This window comes from Nocardia sp. NPDC006044, assembly GCF_042871115.1.
GTDB lineage: Bacteria > Actinomycetota > Actinomycetes > Mycobacteriales > Mycobacteriaceae > Nocardia.
Map to the genome: position 1 here is coordinate 69,729 of NZ_JBIAID010000001.1, position 18,479 is coordinate 88,207.

The following is an 18,479-nucleotide window of genomic DNA, read 5'->3' on the forward strand; positions in this document are numbered from 1 at the left end:
CATGGCCGCCTCCAGTTACGCGCCCAGGGGACTGGGCTGGATCGCCCGCTTCTATCACCGGCGCGGCCTGCTGCTCGCGCGCTTCGAATCGCTCGGCTTCGTGCTCGCCTTCGTCTGGCAGGTGCTGTCGTCGATCCCATCGACGCTCAAGCACTACCGCGACGAGACGTTGCGCATCATCTCCGACATGACCTGGGGCCGCGGCTCGGTCATCGTCGGCGGCGGCACCGTGCCGATGATGATCGTGCTCGGCCTGGTCATGGGCGCTTCGGTGGCCGTCGAATCGTTCACCATGCTGAATATGCTCGGCATGGGTCCGGTCACCGGCATCGTCTCCGCGTATGCCACCACCCGCGAGCTCGCGCCGATCGCCGCGGCCATCGGCTTCGCCGCGCAGGCCGGCTGCCGCATCACCGCCGAGATCGGCTCCATGCGCATCTCCGAGGAGATCGACGCGCTCGAGGCGATGGGCCTGCGCTCGGTGCCGTTCGTGGTGACCACCCGGGTGATCGCCGGCGCGATCTCGATCGTGCCGACCTTCCTGATCGGGCTGATCCTGGCCTACCTGTCCTGCCGCGGGCTGATCACGCTGGTGCACGGCCAGTCCGCGGGCGTCTACGACCACTACTTCTTCCAGTTCGTGTCCGGGTTCGACGTGGTCGCCGCCGTGATCAAGGTGGCCATCTTCGCCACCGTGGTGATCCTGATCCACAGCTACTACGGCTTCTTCGCCACCGGCGGGCCCGAGGGCGTCGGCATTGCCTCCGGCCGCGCGGTGCGCGCCTCGTCGGTGGCGATCGTGGCCATCGACATGGTCCTCACCATCATGCTGTGGGGCTTCAACGCGACGATCAGCTTTACGGGGTAATGGCGATGCCGAAGTACGGAATGCCCGGAGTGGCCATCGACAAGCGGCAGACCCGGCTGGTCGGGGTGGTCGCGGTCGGCGTGATCGTCGCCGTCCTGGCGGCCAGTCTGATCTATCGGGAGTTCCGCTCCGACAGCGGGTTACAGATCACCCTGCACACCGAGCAGATCGGTGACGGTGTGCTGGAGGGCACGCCGGTGCGGGTCGACGGCGTCCAGGTCGGCACGGTCGCCGCGATCGCCCCCGACGAACGCGGGACGCAGCGAATCACCTTGCGGCTCAACCCGGCTCAACTGCACGGCCTGGACGACAGTATGAAGGTCGACTACGCGCCGGCGAACCTGTTCGGCATCAGCGAGATCGGCCTGCGCCGCGGAACCGGCGGATCCGCGCTGCGCGACGACAGCGTGATCGACCTGACCGGCAGCCACACCGACGCGGTGTTCGACGCCACCATGGGCAGCATGCTGCGCAGCCTGTCGCAGACCGGCGACTCGGTGCTCACCCCGCAGATGGCCACGGTGATCAGCCAGGTCTCGCACGACATGAAGGCGTTAACCCCGCTGGCGCAGTCGATCATCCAGGTGGCCCAGATCGTCACCGACAACCAGCGGATGCCGCCCTCGGAGCTGGCCGGCCGGCTCGGCCCGGCGTTCTACGGCGCCGGTGATTTCGCCGGCGCGAACGAGCTGATGGTCTACATCCTGCGGAATATCCCACGGCTGCAAAGCAATCGGGACACCTTCGACGCGGGCGTGCGGATGCACACCGAACGGCTGCTGCCCGGCATCGCGAACCTCGGCGGTGCGCTCGGCGGCGACCTCTCCGGGCTCACCGATCAGCTCGGCCCGGTGCTGGCGCTGCTCGCGCAGATGGTGCCGCAACCCCGCCAGTCGGGCGCCGACCTCACCGAACTGCTGCGCCGCCTGCGCGCGGCCATGCCGGATACGCCGGGCGGACCGGTGCTCAACGCCGAGGTCGACGTGAGCGGAATGCCGGTGCTGGCGCCGCTGCTGGGCGGTGCCCGATGAACGTCCGTTCCGCCGGCTGGCGTCTCGCGCTGTTCGCCGCCGTGATGATCGGCGTGCTGGTCATCGTCTGCACCGCGATCAAGCGACCGGTCTCCGGCCCGACCGAACAGCACGCGGCGCTGTTCACCGACGCCAACGGCCTCAAGGTCGGCGACGACGTGCGCATGTACGGCGTGCAGGTCGGCAAGGTCGACGGCATCGCGCTGGACGGCACGCAGGCCCGAGTTCGGTTGTCGCTCAAAACCGATGCGGCGATCTACGACAACTCCAAGCTCGCCATCCGGTACCAGAACCTCACCGGGCAGCGCTACATCGACCTGCAACAGCAACCGCAGCCGGGCAAGCGCATCCCCGGCGGCGCGACCATCGGTACCGACCGCACGGTGCCCTCGTTCGACGTGACCAGCATGTTCAACGGTCTGAAGCCGGTGCTGGCCACCATCTCCCCGGAGGAGATCAATCAGTTCAGCGCCAGCATGGTCGCGCTGATCGAGGGCGACGGCAACGGCATCGGGCCCGCGCTGGAGGCGATCGACAAGCTCGCGGCGCACGTCAAGGACCGGCAGACGGTGATCGACGCGGTGCTGCAGAACCTGTCCGACCTGCACGACACGGCCAGCGGCAAGATCCACTACATGGTGCCGATCCTGGCCCGGCTGGCCGACGTCATCTCCGGCCTGCAATCCAACATGACCGGCCTGGCGCAGTTCGCCGCCGCCGCGCCGTCGGTGCTCGGACCGCTCGACAACCTGTTCAACGCGCTCGGCCTGCAAAGCCCCGACGACGTGAATGCGTTGATCCAGAAGATCTTTCCCGATCCCCAGCAGGCGCTGGAGGTGTTCGACAAGCTGCCCGGGCTACTGGCCGGCTTCGACGCCGCCATCCCCAAGTCCGCGGTGGCGGGCTGGAAGCCGCAGTGCTCCAAGGGCCAGGCCGACGTGCCGCAGGTATTCGGCGTACTGATCGCAGGACAGCAGGTGGCGGTATGCGCTGGTTGAGCACGATGTTCGCCGACCGCCGGGTGATCGGCGAGCCGGAACGCAAGCGGCGCGAGATCCGGCTCGGCATCGTCGGCGTGGTGCTGGTGGCGATGCTGGCGATCGCGGCGGGCGTACTGTACGTCGTTCCGTTCGGCAAGCAGACCTACACGGCCGAGCTGTCGGAGGCCCAGTCGGTGCAGTCCGGTGACGACATCCGGGTCGCCGGGGTCAGCGTCGGCACGGTGAAATCGCTGGAGCTGAAACCGGATCGGGTGATCATGCGGTTCACCGTCGATTCCTCGGTGTTCGTCGGCGACCAGTCCACCCTGGACGTGCGCATGCTCACCATCGTCGGCGGCAACTACGTGGCGCTGTTCCCCTCTGGCTCTAAACCTCTGGGCGACAAGCACATTCCGACCGACCGTGTCCGACTGCCGTACAGCCTCGTGCAGACCTTCCAGGACGCGGCCGAGCCGTTGCGCAAGATCGACGGAGATACCCTGCGGCGCAACCTCGCCGCGCTCGGCACCTCGGTCGCGCAGGCCCCCGACACCTTGCGCACCACGCTCGACAGCCTCAACAGCTTCGTCGACGACCTCAATCGTCAGCACGTGATGATCTCCAAGGCGATCGCCAACGCCGACGAATACGTCACCATGTACGACGGCGCCAAGGGCTCGCTCGGCCGGCTGGTGCAGGCCACCAACCTGCTGGAAGACCTGGTGCTGGACAAGCGCGCCGAGCTGGCCGAGGGCATCCGGCTGCTGCGGGCGGTGATCGGTAAGGCCGCGGCCATCGCCCCTACCTACGCCGAGATCAAACCGAAGTTGCAGCCGCTCTTCGACGCGGTGCCGCGGATGGAGGAACTGCTGGGCCGGCTCGATCCGGTCGTCGGCTCCGTGCAGGACATTCAGCAGAAGCTGTCGAACTTGGCCATCCCGGACGACGGCGTGCGGATCGATCAGTCCGGCCAGACCATTACCGCACCCCCGAATGTGCTTGCGCGAGTGTGTGTCCCGGTGCCGGGGAGGGATTGCTGATGCTGCACAAGGTCCTCGCGTCCCGGGCGTTCATGTCGGTCTCGGGCGCGGTCGTCGCGGTCGTGCTGGTGGTCGTCGGCTACTTCATCGTCTTCGATCCGCTGAAGAAGACCGAGAGCTATTGCGCGATCATGCCGGACACCGTCGGGCTCTACGTCGGCAATCAGGTGACCATGCGCGGCATTCCGGTCGGCACGGTGACTTCCATTGCCCCGCAGGGCAAAGCGGTGAAGGTCGAGTTCGCCGTCGAGGCGGACAAGCCGGTGTACGCCGACGCGGGCGCCACCACGCTGGCCAACAGCATCGTCGCGGCGCGCGAGCTCGCGGTGGTGTCGACCGGCAAGGACACCGCGCGCTGGAACTCGTCGCAGTGCATCACCAAGACGATGACGCCGAAGAGCGTCACCGAGACACTGAACGCCGTCGCCCAGCTGTCCGCGGAAATCTCCGGTCCGGACTCCGCCACGCCCGACGCGCTGGCCAGCGGGTTGTCCCAGTTGAACGCGGCTACCGCGGGCACCGGGCCGCAGATCAACGCGATCATCAAGCAGCTCAGCGGCGCGATGGCCTCGCCGGACGCGGACATCGGCCACCTGGTCGGCGTCTTCGACGCGTTCTCCTCGGTCGGCAAGAAGGTCGAAGAACATTGGGGCGACATCGAATCCATGTTCACCCGGCTGGCGCCGGTGCTCGTCACGGCCAGGGAAGACCTCCTGGTGCCGGGCGCGGACGTGATCGACGGTCTCGCCCAACTGCTTCCGGTGCTCAACGACCTGACCACCGCGTTCGGCGATCCGATCATGAAGACCCTGGATTTCACCGTGCCGCTGGTGAAGTTCCTGCGCGCCCGGGTCGGTTCGCTGGCCCAGGTCGTCTCGATGATGCCGGTGCTGACCGACGCGGTCCACTCGGTGAGCAAGGGGATCGCCTACGTCCCACCGAAGGTCGCGATCCCACAGGAGGCCTGCGCGGCGGTGAACGTGGTGACGCCGGGGCGCTGCACCGCGGACGGCGGCGTGGCGAAGATCGACATGGCGGACCTGGTGTTCGGAATGGCAGGTGCGCGATGAGGATTCAGCGAGACGACGCGGGACGGCTGAGCGTCTCGTTCCACCGGCCTGAAAGCCCGAGGCGCGGCGCGCGTTTCACCGCGGGCGTCGCGGCGGTCATGGTCGCCGTGCTGCCCGCCGCCGGGTGTGCCTTCGACCCGTCGTCGGTGCCGGTGCCCGGCGCCGAGGTCTCCGGCCCCACCTACACCATCAAGATCCAGTTCCAGAACGTGCTGAATCTGCCCGCGCGGGCCAAGATCATGGCCAACGGCGCGCAGGTCGGCACGGTTTCCGCGGTGACGGTGGTGGATTCGGCGAAGGCGGGCGGGCGTGGCGGCTATGTCGTGGTCGACGCCCGGATCTCGAAGTCGGTACAGCTTCCGGTCGCCACCCGCGCCGAACTGCGGCAGAACACCGTGCTCGGCGACATCCATTTGGCGCTGCTCACCCCGACGAACGGCTTCGACAAGCTGCTGCCCGCGGACGGCACCATTCCGCTGTCGCAGACGAAACCCCCGGTGCAGCTGGAAGATACGATGTCCGCGCTGGCCACCTTCACGCAGGGCGGCGCGATCCAGCAGGTGCAGGACACCATCGAACAGCTCAACGACGTGCTGCCCAAGGATGTGGGCCGGACCGCGCAGATCGGCAAGACCATGGCCGACGACGCGGTCGATCTGGGCAATCACCTGGACCGGCTGGATTCGCTGCTCGACGGCATCGACCGCAATTCCAATGTCCTGCACGAGATCCGGCCCGAACTCGCGCAGCTGCTGACCCAGGAGTCGGTCGATCAGATGAACGGCATCGCGCCGTCCATCGTCGGCGTGACCAAGATCTTCGACGCGCTCGGCCCGATCGGCACCTCGCTCACCTGGCTCGGCCCGCTGCTGACCAGCGCCGACGGCACCGTGCAGGCGTTCCTGCCGCTGCTGGCCTCGGCTCGCCCGCTGGATCTGAGCCAGCCGTCGAACCTGCAGACCTTGGTCTCGCTGATCCGCGACAAGATCATTCCGTTCGCCGAGCGCGGCCCCATGGTGAACATCGTCGGGGTGAAGACCGACGGCGCCGCCGTGCCGGTTCAAGACCAGACCGACCGGATCATCCAGACGCTACGCATGATCGGAGTCGTCCGATGAAGCTCGGTTCGCTCGCCTCGCTCGGCGGCATCGCCGCCATCGTCGTGCTCGGCGCGGGATACCTGACCTTCGGCGTGGTGCGGGTCGATCCGCTGCGCGACTACACCCACGCCACCATGGTGCTGGCCAATTCCGGTGGGCTGGCGGTCGGTTCGCCGGTGCTGCTCACCGGCATCGAGGTCGGCCGGGTCAACTCGGTGACCAACAGCATCGCCGGCGTCGAGGTCGGCCTGAAGCTGGTCGCCGACCGGCAGGTGCCCACCGACAGCATGGTCACCATCGAGCATCTGTCCGCGCTCGGCGAGCCGTACGTCGAGTTCCGGCCGAATTCCGAAGGCGGCCCGTACATTCGGGACGGCCAGCAGCTGAAGACCGCCAATGTGCGTACCCCGCTGTCGATTCCGGAGGTCGCCCGGCTGGCCACCGCCACGCTGAACCAGCTCGATCCGAACATCGTCGGCTCGTTGGTGAGCACGGCGGAGCAGTCCCTGGTCGGCACCGACGGCGCGATCCCCAACCTGGCGCGCTCCGGCGATCTGCTCGCCGCGGCGATCATGAGCCGCAACCCGCAGATCGTCTCGCTGCTCAACAGCCTGCAGAACACAGCGACGAATATGGACTGGGTCGGCCCGTCGTTCAGCGCCGCCGCACCCGAGTGGACCAAGTTCGCCGAGGCGGTGAGCAACCTGGTCACGCACGTGGGCGGCATGGTCGACAGCGAGCCGATCGACCAGTACACCACCGGCAACGGGGTCGCCCCGTTCACCGAGAAGACCGTCGCCGCGCTGCGCGAGTTACAGCCGGAGCTGAGTTCGCTGGCGCCGATCCTGCGCCCGCTGCTCGACGCGATCGTCGCGGCCGCACCGCGGATCGATATCTCCACCCTGATCTCCCAGGCCCTCGCCGACGTCGACGCCGACGGCGCGGTCAAGGTGCGGGTCGCCATCAAGTAGGAAGGAGGCCGCGATGTCGAACGACGTTGTGACCGAACCGAAGTCGAACACCGAGGCGGAAGCCGCCGCGGCCGTGCCCGCGTCGGACAAGGGCGGGCGGACCGTGTCGATCCGCCTGTCGACCGTCGCGTTCGGCGCCGCCCTGGTGGCGCTGGCCGCCGCCACCGCCGTGTTCGCGACGCTGTGGGTCTCCGCGCGCGGCGACCTCAGCGACCGGGACGCCGCGGCCGCCGCCGACCGGCATGCCGAACAGGTGGCCACCGACTACGCGGTCGGCGCGTCCAACATCAACTTCCAGGACGTCAACGGCTGGGTCGGCAAGCTCAAGGCCAACACCACCCCGCAGCTGGCCGGCAAGTTCGATGCGACCGCGTCGAAGCTGCAGGACATCCTGGTCCCGCTGAAGTGGACCTCCACCTCGACGCCGATCACCGCCAAGGTGATGAACACCGACAACGGCGTCTACAAGGTGAACGTCTTCCTCAACGTCACCTCGACCAGCGCCCAGACGCCCGAGGGCGCGCAGACCACGGTGACCTACACGGTGAACGTCGACCCGAACAACGGCTGGAAGGTCGCCGACGTCGGCGGGGTCGCGGGCGCGCTGCCCAAGCAGTGACCCAGCAAACTAGTTTATCGGCAGCTATTTCTGATAAATAGCTCCTACCTGCGTAAATAAAAACAACATAAAGTGAGCATCGATCCAGCAACCTTCGGGTAGCCTGCCGTGAAGATCAACTTTCGTACCGGTATTTCCCTGTCCGTACAGTGAAGGCGGTTTCGATGGTGGCACCCGGCGGCAGTCACGAACCCGAACGGGGCGGCGCGGACACCCGCGGCCTGGTCATCGCCGCGGTGGTCGCCGCGGCGCTGGTGCTGGTGGTCGCGATCGGTCTGCTGCTCGGGTCAGGCGGGGACTCGAAGGACGAGAAATCGGCCTCGACAACCGGCACCGCGAGCCCGTCGTCCCACGGCAACGTCACCTCGACGCCCGACCGGGTGAGCCCGGGGCCCGCGACGCCGGTTCCGCCGGTCCCGCAGCCTGCCCGCAAACTCGGCGACGACTGCTCGGCGGGCGGCATCCAGGCCCGCTGGGATCTGCGGGCGGGGCAGTGGGCGTGCGTTCCGGCCGGGCAGGACGTGCATCGGATCGGGGACGACTGCTCACACGACGGAATCACCGCGCGCTGGGGGCGGGGGCACGATGGTCGCTCGGTCTGCCTGCCGCAAGGGCAAGGCCCGGACCTGCACGCGGTCGGCGACAATTGCTCGCACGACGGGATCGCCGCGCAATGGAGTCTGCCGCCGGACGGTCGCTGGGTCTGCGTCCCGCTGCCGCCGGGTGCGCCCGCGCCGTTGCCGCCCAATCCGGGACCGCCGCCCGCCGATCCGGGTCCGCCGCCGGTGGATCCTGGGCCGCCGGTCGTGAATCCGGGTCCGCCGCCGGTCGACCCGGGGCCGCCACCGGCCGATCCCGGCCCACCGCCCGCGCCCGCTCCGGCCCCGCCGCCGTTGATACCCGGCCTGCCGTTTTCCCTTCCGGTGCCGCCGCCCCCGCCACCCGCACCCTGATCGGGGCGGCCGAAAATCGATCGACACGGCTGAGATGCTCGATGGCGTGACTGTCGTGCCCGAATTCTTCGCCACCCGACTCGCCGGCCAGGAGGGCGCACCGGCCCGCGCCTGGCTCGACCGCCTGCCCGACCTCGCCGCGCGCTACGCCGACCGCTGGCGGCTCACGTTCGACGGACCGGCCATGCACGGTTACGGCGCGCTGGTGCTGCCCGTCCGGCGCGGCGACGGCCGCCCGGCCGTACTCAAGCTGGCCTATCCGACCCCGGAGACCAAGGACGAGCCGGTCGCGCTCGCGGCCTGGCGGGGTGACGGCGCGGTGCTGCTCTACGAGAGCGACGCCGCCGACGGAGCGATGCTGCTGGAGCGCCTGGACGCCGCGCGCTCACTGCACACCGAACCGATCGACGACGCGGTGCGGATCACCGGCGAACTCCTGCGCAGGCTGGCAATCCCGGTGCCGCAGGGCATTTCCCGGGACCTGCGCACCGAATCCGCGGGCTGGGCCGAGGAACTGCCGCGGGAGTGGGCCCGGCTCGGCGAACCGTATCCGCGCAAGCTGCTGGACGCGGCCGTCGAGGTGTGCGCCCAGCTCGGTCCCGTCGCGGGCCGGCTGCTGGTGAACGAGGACCTGCACTTCGAGAATGTGCTTGCGGCACAACGAGAACCGTGGCTGGTCATCGATCCGCAGCCGCTGGCCGGCGATCCCGAATTCGCCACCCTGTCGCTGTTGTGGAGTCGCCGAACCGAATCCGCGCTCGACGACCGCTTCGCCGCGGTGGTCGACCACGCCGGCCTGGACGCCGACCTGGCCCGCGCCTGGACTCTCGTGCAGTGCGCCCGCAATTGGTTGTGGTTCGCCGAGGAGCCGGACTGCGACGACCCCGGCTACCCGTCCGTTCAGGAGATCGGACCGTGGGCGCTGCGCTGATGCTCAGGCGTGCGCGGTCTTTCCGCCGTCGATGACCAGCTGGGCGCCGGTGAGATACGGGTGCTCGGGGGAGGCGAGGGTGAGCGCGAACGCGGCGATCTCCGCCGCCGTCGCCAGCCGGCCGAGGCCCGGAACATTGCTGCTCGCCCACTGTTTCATCAGCACCTGGTACACGTCGTCCGGGATGTTCTCGAATCCGCCTGCCCGGCGTACCAATTCGGTGTCCGTGGTGCCGGGGACCAGCGCGTTGACCCGGATGCCGTTCGCCGCGTAGTCCAGGGCCGCGGCCTGGACCAGGCCGACCAGGCCGCGCTTGCTCGCGGTGTAGGCGGCGCGACCGGCGTCGGTGGCGAGCGCGTTGCTCGACGAGGTGACCACGATGGTGCCGCCGCCGTTGCGAAGCATGTGCGGCACTTCGTATTTCATCGCGAGGAAGGTGCCGCGCAGGTTGGTGTTCAGCACCCGGTCGAAGTCCGCGGTGCTGTACTCGTGCAGCTTCCGCTGCACGGTGATGCCGGCGTTGTTGAACGCGACATCCAGCTCGCCATAGGTTTTCACGGCCGAGTCGACGAAGTTCCGGACGTCTTCCTCGACCAGGACGTCCGCGCGGATATAGGTCGCCTCGCCACCCGCGGCGCGGATCTGCCGCTCCACCGCACGGCCGCGGTCTTCCCGTCGTCCGCAGAACGCGACCCGCCCGCCCTCGGCCGCGAACAGGTGCGCGGCCGCCGCGCCGATGCCCGAGGTCGCGCCGGTGATCAGCACGGTCTTGCCCCCGAACCGCCGCAGTGCGGCCGGGGTGAACTGCGGCGGATCGGAATTCGCGCCCAGCGCGACGCCGCCGGCCAGACCCGCGGCCGCACCGACCGCGAGACCGGATGCCGCCATCGTGCCGAGTAGCCGCCTGCGGCTCGGCTTGCCTGTTCCCGCGGCCCGGTCCGAGTTCTGCGGTTCGCCGGCGCTGGGCGCCGGGTCGTTGTCGTTCGTCATGCCCTCACCTTCTCGACCGCCGCGCTCCCGCGACTCCGCCCGCCGGCCCGAATCTCGGCCGCGCGGAGGAGGCCGCTCCTGCGGCGGGAGGAGCCGGGCGGTATCGGCGCGCGGCATGATGAGGACGTGGTGCGATCGGCTGGTATGACCCGGGGCGTGGAGTCGTGGCTCGACGCGCGGTTCCTGCCGGTACGGATGCTGGTGCTCGCGGTGGCGGCGGCCGGATATCTGGTGTTCCTGGCCGATCGGCCGAACCCGCTGGACTGGGCGATCGGGATGCTCGCGGTGCTGGTGACGGCGGGCGGGACCCGCTGGCCATTGGTGACCGCGCTGCTGGTGAGCGCACTCTTGCTGCTCGGCTTCGAGATCGGCGATACCGGTCCGGTGGTGGCGAAGGTGGCCGCCGCGATCGCGCTGGTCGAGTTGTCGGCGCGCCGATCCGGCTGGCAACCGTGGCTCGCGGCGTGCGCGCTGGCCGGGGCGTACCTCCTGCATCCCAGCAATGACCTGGCCGCGAACGGTTATCGCGCCGTGGTCATGGCGGGCGCGCCGGTTCTGATCGGCATCCTGCTGCGCACGGCGCGCGAGGGCGCCGACCACGCGCGCCGCGAAGCCCACGAGATCGCCCAGCGCCGCGACGCCGAGGTCGCCGCGGCGCGCGCCGTCGAACGCACCGCCATCGCCAGGGAATTGCACGACCTGATCGCCCACCACGTGTCCTCGACCGTGCTGCGCGTCGGCGTCGCCAGGCACGCCATGCCGGACGCGCCGCCCGGCGCGCGGGAAGTCCTCGACGACATCCACGCCAGCGGCAAAGAAACCCTTACCGACCTGCGTAGATTGGTCGCTATCCTGCGCGATCCGGCGATGACCGGCGACTCCTTCCTCGCCCCCGCCGACCTGCCCGCCGCGCTCACCGCCGTGCTGGACCGCGCACGGCAGTCGGGGATCGCCGTCGACGCCGAGCTCACCGAGGACATCGTCGAAGTCGATGCGGTGCTTGCCCTTACGCTGCTGCGTCTCACCCAGGAGGGCATCTCGAACATCGCGAAGCACGCCGGAGCCGGAGCCGAAGCCCGGCTGATCATCGCCATGCAGGACGGCGAGGTCCGGTTCACCCTGCGCGACAACGGAATTACGAACTCTGGCATCGACGCCGCCGCGAACCGATCCGGCGGCCACGGTCTCGGCCTGATCGGCCTGCGCGAGCGCGTCGAATTGCTCGGCGGCGACTGCACCGCCGCCCGCGTCGGCTCGGAATGGCAACTCGCGGCACGCCTTCCGCTCGGCAGGCCGGTGCGGCCATGACGGTTCGCGTGCTCATCGTCGACGACCAGCACCTGGTCCGAGCCGACCTGCGCATGCTCTGCCAGACCGACGAGGGTTTGGCGGTGGTGGGGGAGGCCGCCACCGGCGCCGAGGCCGTCCGCCTCGCCGAACAGCTCGCCCCGGACGTGATCCTGATGGACCTCCGCATGCCCGGCATGGACGGAATCCGTGCTACCGCGGCAATTCTCGCCAACCGGCCGAGCGCCCGCGTGCTTGCCCTCACCACCTTCGACGACGACGATCATCTCTACCCGGCGCTCGCCGCGGGCGCCTGCGGCTTCCTGGTCAAGGACGCCTCGCCCACCGACCTCTTGCACGGCATCCATCGCGCAGCCGCCGGTGATCACCCGTTCTCGCCCGGCATCCTCCGCCGCGTCGTGGACTCCGCCCTGGCCGCCCGCACCAGTGCGCCGGCCCGCGAACCAGTCGCTCCCGACGGGCTGACCACCCGCGAATCCGAGGTGCTCGCCCTGGTCGCCGAGGGCCTGGCCAACGCCGACATCGCCGAACGCCTGCACCTCGGCATCACCACGGTCATGACCCACATCGCCAACCTGATGGCCAAAACCGGGACGACCAACCGCGTCCAACTGGCCGTCCTCGGCATCCGCGGCCGCTGAAATTGGCTGGACACGGCTGAGAGGCTCGATGGGTGAGCATTGTTCCCGAGTTTTTTGCCGAGCACATCGCCCGGACCGCGGGGGAGGAGGCACAGGCCTGGCTGGCCGATCTGCCCGCGCTGGCCGAGGAATACCGGCAACGCTGGCAACTGAGCCTCGATGGCCCGGCGATGCACGGTTATGTGGGGCTGGTGCTGCCCGCCACCAGGGCCGACGGCACCGCGGTCGTGCTGAAACTGAGCATGGTGCAGCCGGAGACCCGCGACGAACCGCTCGCGCTCGCCACCTGGGCCGGGGCCGGCGCGGTGCGATTGCTCGACAGCGATCCCGAGCGCGGCGTGCTGCTGCTGGAACGCCTCGATTCGACCAGGTCGCTGACGACCGAGCCGATCGGCGACGCGGTGCGGATCGCCGCGGGCCTGCTGCGCAGGCTCGCGATCCCGGCCCCGCCGGGTCTCGGGCGCGACCTGCGGATCGAGGCCGAACGCCACGCGGTGGAACTGCCCAGGGACTGGCAGCGCCTCGGCGAGCCGTTTCCGCGCAAGCTGCTGGACGCGGCCGTGGATGTGTGTGACCAGTTGGGCCCCAGCGTCGCTCGGCTCCTGGTGAACGAGGATCTGCACTACGAGAACGTCCTGGCCGGGACCCGCGAACCCTGGCTGGTCATCGATCCCAAACCGCTCGTCGGCGACCCCGAATTCACCACGCTGGCGCTGATCTGGAATCGCCGCTCGGAGTCGTCGCTGGACGACCGGTTCGCCGCGATCGTCGACGGCGCGAGCCTCGACGCCGACCGGGCCAGAGCGTGGACTCTCGTGCGCGCCGTGCGGAATTGGCTGGATTTCCTGGACGACGACGACCTCGACGACGACGGCTACTTCGCGGTGCGGGACATCGCGCCGTGGGCGCTGCGATGAGTGTGGCTGCTATGCGGCGCAATTGGGTACGACGAACCGTCCGTCCGGCCCCCGCTCCGTGGCGGGACCGGTTGCGAGCGAAGACGACAGTGACAGCACCACCCGGACGATCCACCGCCCAGCGCCGGGGACGGCGCTGGCGGTTCCGCTGAGCCCGATCGTCAATGCGGGTGCTGCGCCGCGTATCTCGCGTGTTCGAGGGCGCGGCGGTGGGCCCGCGCCGGGTTCTCCAGGTCGGCGGGCAGGCCGTGCTTGGCGAGGCGGTGTGCGCGGTTCATCGGCATGAAGGCCGCGGTGTAGAACAGCGCCAGGAGCACGGCGAGCAGCACCATCGCACCGCGCAACCACAGTTCACCGGGGAAGAGCAGGAAGACGGCGAACAGCGGGGTGAACGGGATCATGCCGCGCACGATGTGCCGGGTGGTCGCGTGCTTGCCGGCCAGGTCGTTGCGCACCCAGTCCAGCATCGAGTCGGGCAGACGGCGACCGAAGGCGTAGCCGATCCACTGGATGGGATTGGGCCGCCGTGATTTTCGAGACATTCGCGAACTCCTGACGAGGGCTAGACGGTCATCGATCGACGCGCGGCTTCGTTGACGCGGGTGAGCACCTCGCGCAGTTCCTCGAGATCGGCGAGGGTGACGCCGAGCCGCTCGACCACCGCGGGCGGAATCCGCTCGGCCTGCTTGCGCATCGCGACCCCGGCCTCGGTCAAATCGACGACCAGGTTCCGCTCGTCCCGGTTGTCCCGTGCGCGGGTGATCAGCCCGGCACTCTCCAACCGCTTGAGCAGCGGCGACAGCGTCGGCGAGTCCAGCTGGATGGCCTCGGCGATCGCCTTCACCGACATCGGCGCCTCGCCCCACAGCGCGAGCATCACCAGATACTGCGGATGGGTGAGGCCGAGCGGTTCCAGCAGCGGCCGGTACACGCCGAGTACCGCGCGATTGGCCACCGCCAACGCGAAGCACACCTGCCGGTCGAGCTGCAACGGATCGTCCATCGGTCCTCCTGTCGAACTGCCATCAAGGTTAACGCACAAACAGTTAGTGCACTAAGTGTATGGGCGACATCACGCCGGAGATCCGTGGCCCCGGCGCGGGTGATCGTTAGTTTGAGAGCCATGCACACCGACACCGGCCGCATCCACGAGCTCGACGCTGTGCGCGGATTCGCCCTGTGCGGCATTCTCGTGGTCAACATCTGGCAGCTCACCGACATGGACGTGGTGCGCGCGCCCGGCGAGATGGTCCCGCTGCGGCACCTGCTCTCGGTGCTGTTCGAGGGCCGCTTCTTCCCGATCTTCTCGTTCCTGTTCGGCCTGAGCTTCGCGCTGTTCCTGGACAGCGCGGCCCAGCGCACCGACCGCCCACGACTGGTGCTGATCCGCCGCCTGGTCGCGCTCGGCCTCCTCGGTCTCGTCCACCACCAGTTCCAGCCCGGTGAGGCACTCCTGCCCTACGCCCTCGTCGGGTTGGTGATCCTGCTGCCCGCCGCCGGCCTGCCGCGGCTGGCGCTACTGGTCGCCGGCCTCGCCGCGACCATCGGTGTCGCCGTGACCCTCGGCGGCGGCTTCGGCCTGGTCCCCGGACTTTTCCTGCTCGGCCTGGCGACCGCCCGCTATGGCATCGCCGACACCCTCGACGAACGAGGCTGGCAGATCGCCGCCGTCTTCGCGCTGGCCCTGCCCGCGGCGGTGCTGACCGCACTGTGGGAATACCGCGTCCCGTACCTCGATCTGCTGATCAGCAACGCGCCACCGATCGCAGGCCTGCTCGGCGCCCTCGCCTACCTGACCGGCCTGCTACTGGTATTGCGCACCGAAGCCGGCGGCGTGCTGTCCGAATTCCTGGCACCGATGGGCCGGATGGCCCTGACCAACTACCTCGCCGCCACCGCGCTGATCCTGCTCGCCGAACCGCACATCGGCTTGGCCGGCACCGCCAGATACGGCGTCCTGCTGGCCCTCGCCGCCGCGATCATCGCCATCCAGGCCCTCGCCAGCTGGGCCTGGCTCAAACTGTTCCGCTACGGTCCCGTCGAATGGGTCTGGCGCTGCGTGACCTGGTGGGAGCTGGTACCGGCCAGGCGGGTGCCGGAGCCCGTCCGATATCGGTGAAACGGCGGATCAGCTGAGCTTCACCGGCAGGGTGTACGGCCCGCGATGCCGAAACCCCGAGCGCCACGCGATATCTCGCTCGGCCACCGTCAGCGCGGTGCCCGGCCAGCGGGTGAAGAGGTGGTCGAGGGCCGTGGCGGTCAGCGTGCGCACCAGCGCGTTGCCCAGGCAGGCGTGCAGGCCGTAGCCGAGGGCGAGCTGGGCGTGCGGCGCGCGGGCGAGATCCAATGCGTCCGGTCGGTCGAAGATCTCGGGGTCGCGATTCGCCGCGGCGAGGCACAGCAGCACGGTCTGTCCGGCGCGGATGGTCTGCCCGCCGATGGTCAGGTCGGTGGTCGCGAAGCGCGGACCGGCGAGGACCTGCGGCGACAGGTAGCGCAGCAATTCGTCTACCGCCGAATGCTTTTCCGCTGTGCGGTGCAGGACGCGCAGTTGATCCGGGCGGCCGAGGAGGGTAAGCGCCGAGCCGGCGATCAGGTCGGCGAGGACCTCGTACCAGACGAACAGGAGATAGAAGAGCAATCCGGCGAGCTCGTCCGCGGACGGGACGCCGGTGTCGTGGTGTGCCGTGACCAGCCGCCCCAGCAGGGTGTCGGCGCGTGCGGCTCGTGCCTGTTCCGTTGTCGCGGTGATGATTTCGAGCATGGTGGTCAGCGTGTCGCGGGCGCGCGGGGGATCAGCCGAGGGGAGGAGGGTCGAATTCGCCCAGGCGAGCAGGCTTTCGCGTTCGGCCGCTCCGAGTCCGAGTAGTTCGCCGAGCACCGCGGCGGGCAGCGGAACGGCGAGTCGTTCGACGAGGTCGATCTCGGTTCCCGAATCCAGTTCGCGCAGAAAGGAGTCGACCAGAGCCGGGGCGCGGTGCGCCCAATCGGACAGGCGTCGTGGGGATAGTTCACCGGTCACGAAATGGCGTAGGCGCGCGTGCTCGACCGGATCGGCGAGCAGGAACGCGAGCATCGACGGCGGGACCGCGAAACCCCGATAGTCCTGGGTGCCCGCCCGGCGAATGTCGGTCGTCAGCCGATCATCCAGCAGCCCGGCGCGCACATCGCCATACCTGGTCACCAGCCACGCGGGCGGACCATCCGGCGTGCGAACCCGGTGCACCCCGCCCTCGGCGCGCAACGTGGCCAGCGTCGGCCACGGATCTGCCGCGAATCCGGCACCGAATACGTCCGTCACCGGTTCATCATCTCGTATTGCGCACCAAGACTTCTCGACGGTCCGACGCCCTTCGCCGGCCGAGTCGAGAGGCTACTGCTCGGCAAATCTCACAGCCGTGGCTCGGCGCGGCGGCTGAGCAACGTCCGGCGTACATCGCAGACTGGTCGGTCATGGACCAGTTGGTGCTGATGTTCGTGATTCTGTTCGCCGCGATCTTCGCCGAGCCGTTGGGTAAGCGGCTCGGGGTGGCATCCGCGGTGTTGATGACGGTGTTCGGGTGTGTGGTGGCGCTGGTTCCGTTCGCTCCGCGGATCGACATTCCGCCGGATCTGATCCTGCCGGTGGTGTTGCCGCCGTTGCTGTACGCGGCCTCGCGCCGTACCTCGTGGCGGCAGTTCGCGGAGAACTGGGGGTTGATCGCGCTGCGGGCGTTCGGCCTGGTGGTCGCGACGGCCGCGGCGGTGGCCGCGGTGTTCCACGCCTGGTATCCGGCGTTGCCGATCGCCGCCGCGGTGGCGTTGGGCGCGTTGGTCGCACCGCCGGATCCGGTGGCGGCCACCGCGTTGGCGGGCAGTCTCGGGTTGCCTCGCCGGCTGGTGGTAGTGCTCGGGGGCGAGGGGCTGTTCAACGATGTCACCGCCATCGTCATCTATGGCGTCGCGGTGCAAGCCGTGGTCACCGGCAAGTTCTCCGCGCCGCGCGCCGCGGCGGAATTCGTGATCTCGGCGGTGGTCGCGATCGCGGTCGGGCTGGTGCTCGGCTGGGCGGGCAGCCGGTTGACCAACTACCTCGCGGAGGCGACGTGGCAGGTCGCGCTGAGCCTGCTGCTGCCGTTCGCCGCGTACGGCCTCGCCGAGGCCTGGCACGGGTCCGGCGTGCTCGCGGTGCTGGTCTGCGCGCTGTATCTGACCGACGCGGTCACCGAGTTCGGCGATTCGGACTACCGACTGGTCGGTGCCTCGTTCTGGGACATCATCGAAATGCTGTTGAGCGGCTTCGCTTTCGGCCTGATCGGCCTGGAGCTCGGCGCGGTGCTCGACGCGACCGGTCACGACTGGCCGAAGCTGCTCGGCGGGGCCGGCGCGGTGGTCGCGGTCGTGGTCGGCCTGCGCCTGGTCTGGTTGCTGACCACCTGGGCGATCGGCCGCGTCTGGTGGCCGAACGCCGACGAGCCCTACACCTGGCGGGAGACGGTCGTCACCTGGTGGGCCGGGATGCGCGGCGTCGCGACGGTCGCACTGGCACTGGCCATTCCGTTCGTGACCGACGACGGTAAGGACTTTCCCGGCCGCACCGAAATCCTGTTCACGGCGTTCGTCGTCGTCCTGTTCACCTTACTGCTGCAAGGCCCGACGCTGCCGTTCGTCGTCCGGCTCACCGGGGTGCACGCGGACACCCAGAAGGAACGAGAGCTCGAACGGCAACTGTGGGACCGCGTCATCAAGGCGGAGATGACGCGCTTGAAAGAGGTTGCCGCCGAGCAAGATCTACCCGACGACGTCTACGAACGCCTCCGCGACGGCTTCCGTCAGCGGATGGCGCGTGCCGACCCGCAGGCGGCCGACGCGGATGCCAAGGCCGAGGCGGAGCGAAACGTCAAACTGGCCAAGCGGTTACGTGTGATCCGCGACGAGGTGGTCGAGGCGGGTCGCCGCGAAGCACTCAACGCGCGCCGCGAACCCGGGATGCCGCCGGATCTCGTCGACCGGGTGACCCGGCGGCTGGATCTCGGCAGGCGCTGAGCCGGCCGAAGATCGAATCATCCAGGCGGGCAGCA

General features: G+C 69.2%; 19 protein-coding genes. 15 read left to right on the forward strand and 4 right to left on the reverse strand.

Translation table 11 applies throughout. The features are described from left to right. The first annotated feature begins 1 nt into the window (after position 1). The 10 genes from ACFYO1_RS00375 to ACFYO1_RS00420 all read left to right on the forward strand — a co-directional run bounded on the left by ACFYO1_RS00375 (position 2) and on the right by ACFYO1_RS00420 (position 9,563). The gene (locus tag ACFYO1_RS00375; RefSeq protein ID WP_387225665.1) at positions 2-868 is read left to right on the forward strand and encodes an ABC transporter permease; all 867 of its coding nucleotides are present in this window, start codon (positions 2-4) and stop codon (positions 866-868) included. Next, positions 832-1,899 carry an MlaD family protein gene (locus ACFYO1_RS00380; RefSeq protein ID WP_387225667.1) on the forward strand — a complete coding sequence of 356 codons (1,068 nt, stop codon included), beginning with the start codon at positions 832-834 and terminating at the stop codon, positions 1,897-1,899. The genes ACFYO1_RS00375 and ACFYO1_RS00380 overlap by 37 nt, the downstream gene beginning before the upstream one ends. After that, entirely contained in the window at positions 1,896-2,897 is a 1,002-nt protein-coding gene (locus ACFYO1_RS00385) for an MlaD family protein (protein ID WP_387225669.1), read from the forward strand. Before ACFYO1_RS00380 ends, ACFYO1_RS00385 begins: the two co-directional genes overlap by 4 nt. Beyond that, on the forward strand, positions 2,885-3,919 hold the full coding sequence (locus ACFYO1_RS00390; RefSeq protein WP_387225671.1) for an MlaD family protein: 1,035 nt from the start codon (positions 2,885-2,887) through the stop codon (positions 3,917-3,919). Before ACFYO1_RS00385 ends, ACFYO1_RS00390 begins: the two co-directional genes overlap by 13 nt. Continuing rightward, positions 3,919-4,989: an MlaD family protein gene (locus tag ACFYO1_RS00395; protein ID WP_387225673.1), complete on the forward strand. Its 1,071-nt coding sequence runs from the start codon at positions 3,919-3,921 to the stop codon at positions 4,987-4,989. Before ACFYO1_RS00390 ends, ACFYO1_RS00395 begins: the two co-directional genes overlap by 1 nt. Beyond that, entirely contained in the window at positions 4,986-6,107 is a 1,122-nt protein-coding gene (locus ACFYO1_RS00400; protein ID WP_387225675.1) for an MlaD family protein, read from the forward strand. The genes ACFYO1_RS00395 and ACFYO1_RS00400 overlap by 4 nt, the downstream gene beginning before the upstream one ends. Then, positions 6,104-7,060: an MlaD family protein gene (locus ACFYO1_RS00405; RefSeq protein ID WP_387225677.1), complete on the forward strand. Its 957-nt coding sequence runs from the start codon at positions 6,104-6,106 to the stop codon at positions 7,058-7,060. The genes ACFYO1_RS00400 and ACFYO1_RS00405 overlap by 4 nt, the downstream gene beginning before the upstream one ends. A 13-nt stretch (positions 7,061-7,073) precedes the next feature. After that, positions 7,074-7,679: a hypothetical protein gene (locus ACFYO1_RS00410; RefSeq protein WP_387225679.1), complete on the forward strand. Its 606-nt coding sequence runs from the start codon at positions 7,074-7,076 to the stop codon at positions 7,677-7,679. Positions 7,680-7,843: 164 nt separating this feature from the next. Next, entirely contained in the window at positions 7,844-8,632 is a 789-nt protein-coding gene (locus ACFYO1_RS00415) for a hypothetical protein (RefSeq protein ID WP_387225681.1), read from the forward strand. Between the two features lie 46 nt (positions 8,633-8,678). After that, positions 8,679-9,563, forward strand: a complete 885-nt coding sequence (locus tag ACFYO1_RS00420) for an aminoglycoside phosphotransferase family protein (protein ID WP_387225683.1) — start codon at positions 8,679-8,681, stop codon at positions 9,561-9,563. Positions 9,564-9,566: 3 nt separating this feature from the next. Here ACFYO1_RS00420 and ACFYO1_RS00425 read toward each other — a convergent pair whose 3' ends face one another. Continuing rightward, on the reverse strand, positions 9,567-10,553 hold the full coding sequence (locus ACFYO1_RS00425; protein WP_387225685.1) for an SDR family NAD(P)-dependent oxidoreductase: 987 nt from the start codon (positions 10,551-10,553) through the stop codon (positions 9,567-9,569). Between the two features lie 129 nt (positions 10,554-10,682). On the opposite strand from ACFYO1_RS00425, the gene ACFYO1_RS00430 reads away from it, so the two are divergent. Genes ACFYO1_RS00430 through ACFYO1_RS00440 form a run of 3 tightly spaced genes read left to right on the forward strand, consistent with a single transcriptional unit; the run spans position 10,683 to position 13,419 of the window. Further along, on the forward strand, positions 10,683-11,861 hold the full coding sequence (locus ACFYO1_RS00430; protein WP_387225687.1) for a sensor histidine kinase: 1,179 nt from the start codon (positions 10,683-10,685) through the stop codon (positions 11,859-11,861). Continuing rightward, a complete protein-coding gene (locus ACFYO1_RS00435) occupies positions 11,858-12,502 on the forward strand; it encodes a response regulator (protein ID WP_387225689.1) in 645 nt (214 codons plus the stop codon). The genes ACFYO1_RS00430 and ACFYO1_RS00435 overlap by 4 nt, the downstream gene beginning before the upstream one ends. Positions 12,503-12,534: 32 nt before the next feature. Beyond that, positions 12,535-13,419: an aminoglycoside phosphotransferase family protein gene (locus ACFYO1_RS00440; protein WP_387225690.1), complete on the forward strand. Its 885-nt coding sequence runs from the start codon at positions 12,535-12,537 to the stop codon at positions 13,417-13,419. A 161-nt stretch (positions 13,420-13,580) separates the two neighbouring features. On the opposite strand, the gene ACFYO1_RS00445 is transcribed toward ACFYO1_RS00440, so the two are convergent. Then, positions 13,581-13,961, reverse strand: a complete 381-nt coding sequence (locus ACFYO1_RS00445) for a DUF5313 family protein (RefSeq protein ID WP_387225691.1) — start codon at positions 13,959-13,961, stop codon at positions 13,581-13,583. Between the two features lie 20 nt (positions 13,962-13,981). Beyond that, entirely contained in the window at positions 13,982-14,422 is a 441-nt protein-coding gene (locus tag ACFYO1_RS00450; protein WP_387225693.1) for a MarR family winged helix-turn-helix transcriptional regulator, read from the reverse strand. 120 nt (positions 14,423-14,542) lie between these two features. Here ACFYO1_RS00450 and ACFYO1_RS00455 point away from each other — a divergent pair, with 120 nt between their 5' ends. Further along, complete coding sequence (locus ACFYO1_RS00455; RefSeq protein ID WP_387225694.1) at positions 14,543-15,538, forward strand: DUF418 domain-containing protein; 996 nt, start codon at positions 14,543-14,545, stop codon at positions 15,536-15,538. Between the two features lie 9 nt (positions 15,539-15,547). Here the strand turns inward: ACFYO1_RS00455 and ACFYO1_RS00460 are convergent, their stop codons facing one another. Beyond that, complete coding sequence (locus ACFYO1_RS00460) at positions 15,548-16,720, reverse strand: cytochrome P450 (RefSeq protein ID WP_387225696.1); 1,173 nt, start codon at positions 16,718-16,720, stop codon at positions 15,548-15,550. Between the two features lie 152 nt (positions 16,721-16,872). Here ACFYO1_RS00460 and ACFYO1_RS00465 point away from each other — a divergent pair, with 152 nt between their 5' ends. Further along, positions 16,873-18,444 (forward strand): Na+/H+ antiporter, encoded by a 1,572-nt coding sequence (locus ACFYO1_RS00465; RefSeq protein ID WP_387225698.1) that lies wholly within the window; start codon positions 16,873-16,875, stop codon positions 18,442-18,444. The last annotated feature ends 35 nt before the right edge of the window (positions 18,445-18,479 follow it).

Coding starts and splice junctions, on each gene's coding strand:
- ACFYO1_RS00390 (WP_387225671.1), top strand. CDS start 2,885: ATGCGCTGGTTGAGCACGATGTTCGCCGACCGCCGGGTGATCGGCGAG.
- ACFYO1_RS00400 (WP_387225675.1), top strand. CDS start 4,986: ATGAGGATTCAGCGAGACGACGCGGGACGGCTGAGCGTCTCGTTCCAC.
- ACFYO1_RS00415 (WP_387225681.1), top strand. CDS start 7,844: ATGGTGGCACCCGGCGGCAGTCACGAACCCGAACGGGGCGGCGCGGAC.
- ACFYO1_RS00435 (WP_387225689.1), top strand. CDS start 11,858: ATGACGGTTCGCGTGCTCATCGTCGACGACCAGCACCTGGTCCGAGCC.
- ACFYO1_RS00425 (WP_387225685.1), bottom strand. CDS start 10,553: ATGACGAACGACAACGACCCGGCGCCCAGCGCCGGCGAACCGCAGAAC.
- ACFYO1_RS00465 (WP_387225698.1), top strand. CDS start 16,873: ATGGACCAGTTGGTGCTGATGTTCGTGATTCTGTTCGCCGCGATCTTC.
- ACFYO1_RS00395 (WP_387225673.1), top strand. CDS start 3,919: ATGCTGCACAAGGTCCTCGCGTCCCGGGCGTTCATGTCGGTCTCGGGC.
- ACFYO1_RS00385 (WP_387225669.1), top strand. CDS start 1,896: ATGAACGTCCGTTCCGCCGGCTGGCGTCTCGCGCTGTTCGCCGCCGTG.
- ACFYO1_RS00375 (WP_387225665.1), top strand. CDS start 2: ATGGCCGCCTCCAGTTACGCGCCCAGGGGACTGGGCTGGATCGCCCGC.
- ACFYO1_RS00445 (WP_387225691.1), bottom strand. CDS start 13,961: ATGTCTCGAAAATCACGGCGGCCCAATCCCATCCAGTGGATCGGCTAC.
- ACFYO1_RS00410 (WP_387225679.1), top strand. CDS start 7,074: ATGTCGAACGACGTTGTGACCGAACCGAAGTCGAACACCGAGGCGGAA.
- ACFYO1_RS00405 (WP_387225677.1), top strand. CDS start 6,104: ATGAAGCTCGGTTCGCTCGCCTCGCTCGGCGGCATCGCCGCCATCGTC.
- ACFYO1_RS00455 (WP_387225694.1), top strand. CDS start 14,543: ATGCACACCGACACCGGCCGCATCCACGAGCTCGACGCTGTGCGCGGA.
- ACFYO1_RS00450 (WP_387225693.1), bottom strand. CDS start 14,422: ATGGACGATCCGTTGCAGCTCGACCGGCAGGTGTGCTTCGCGTTGGCG.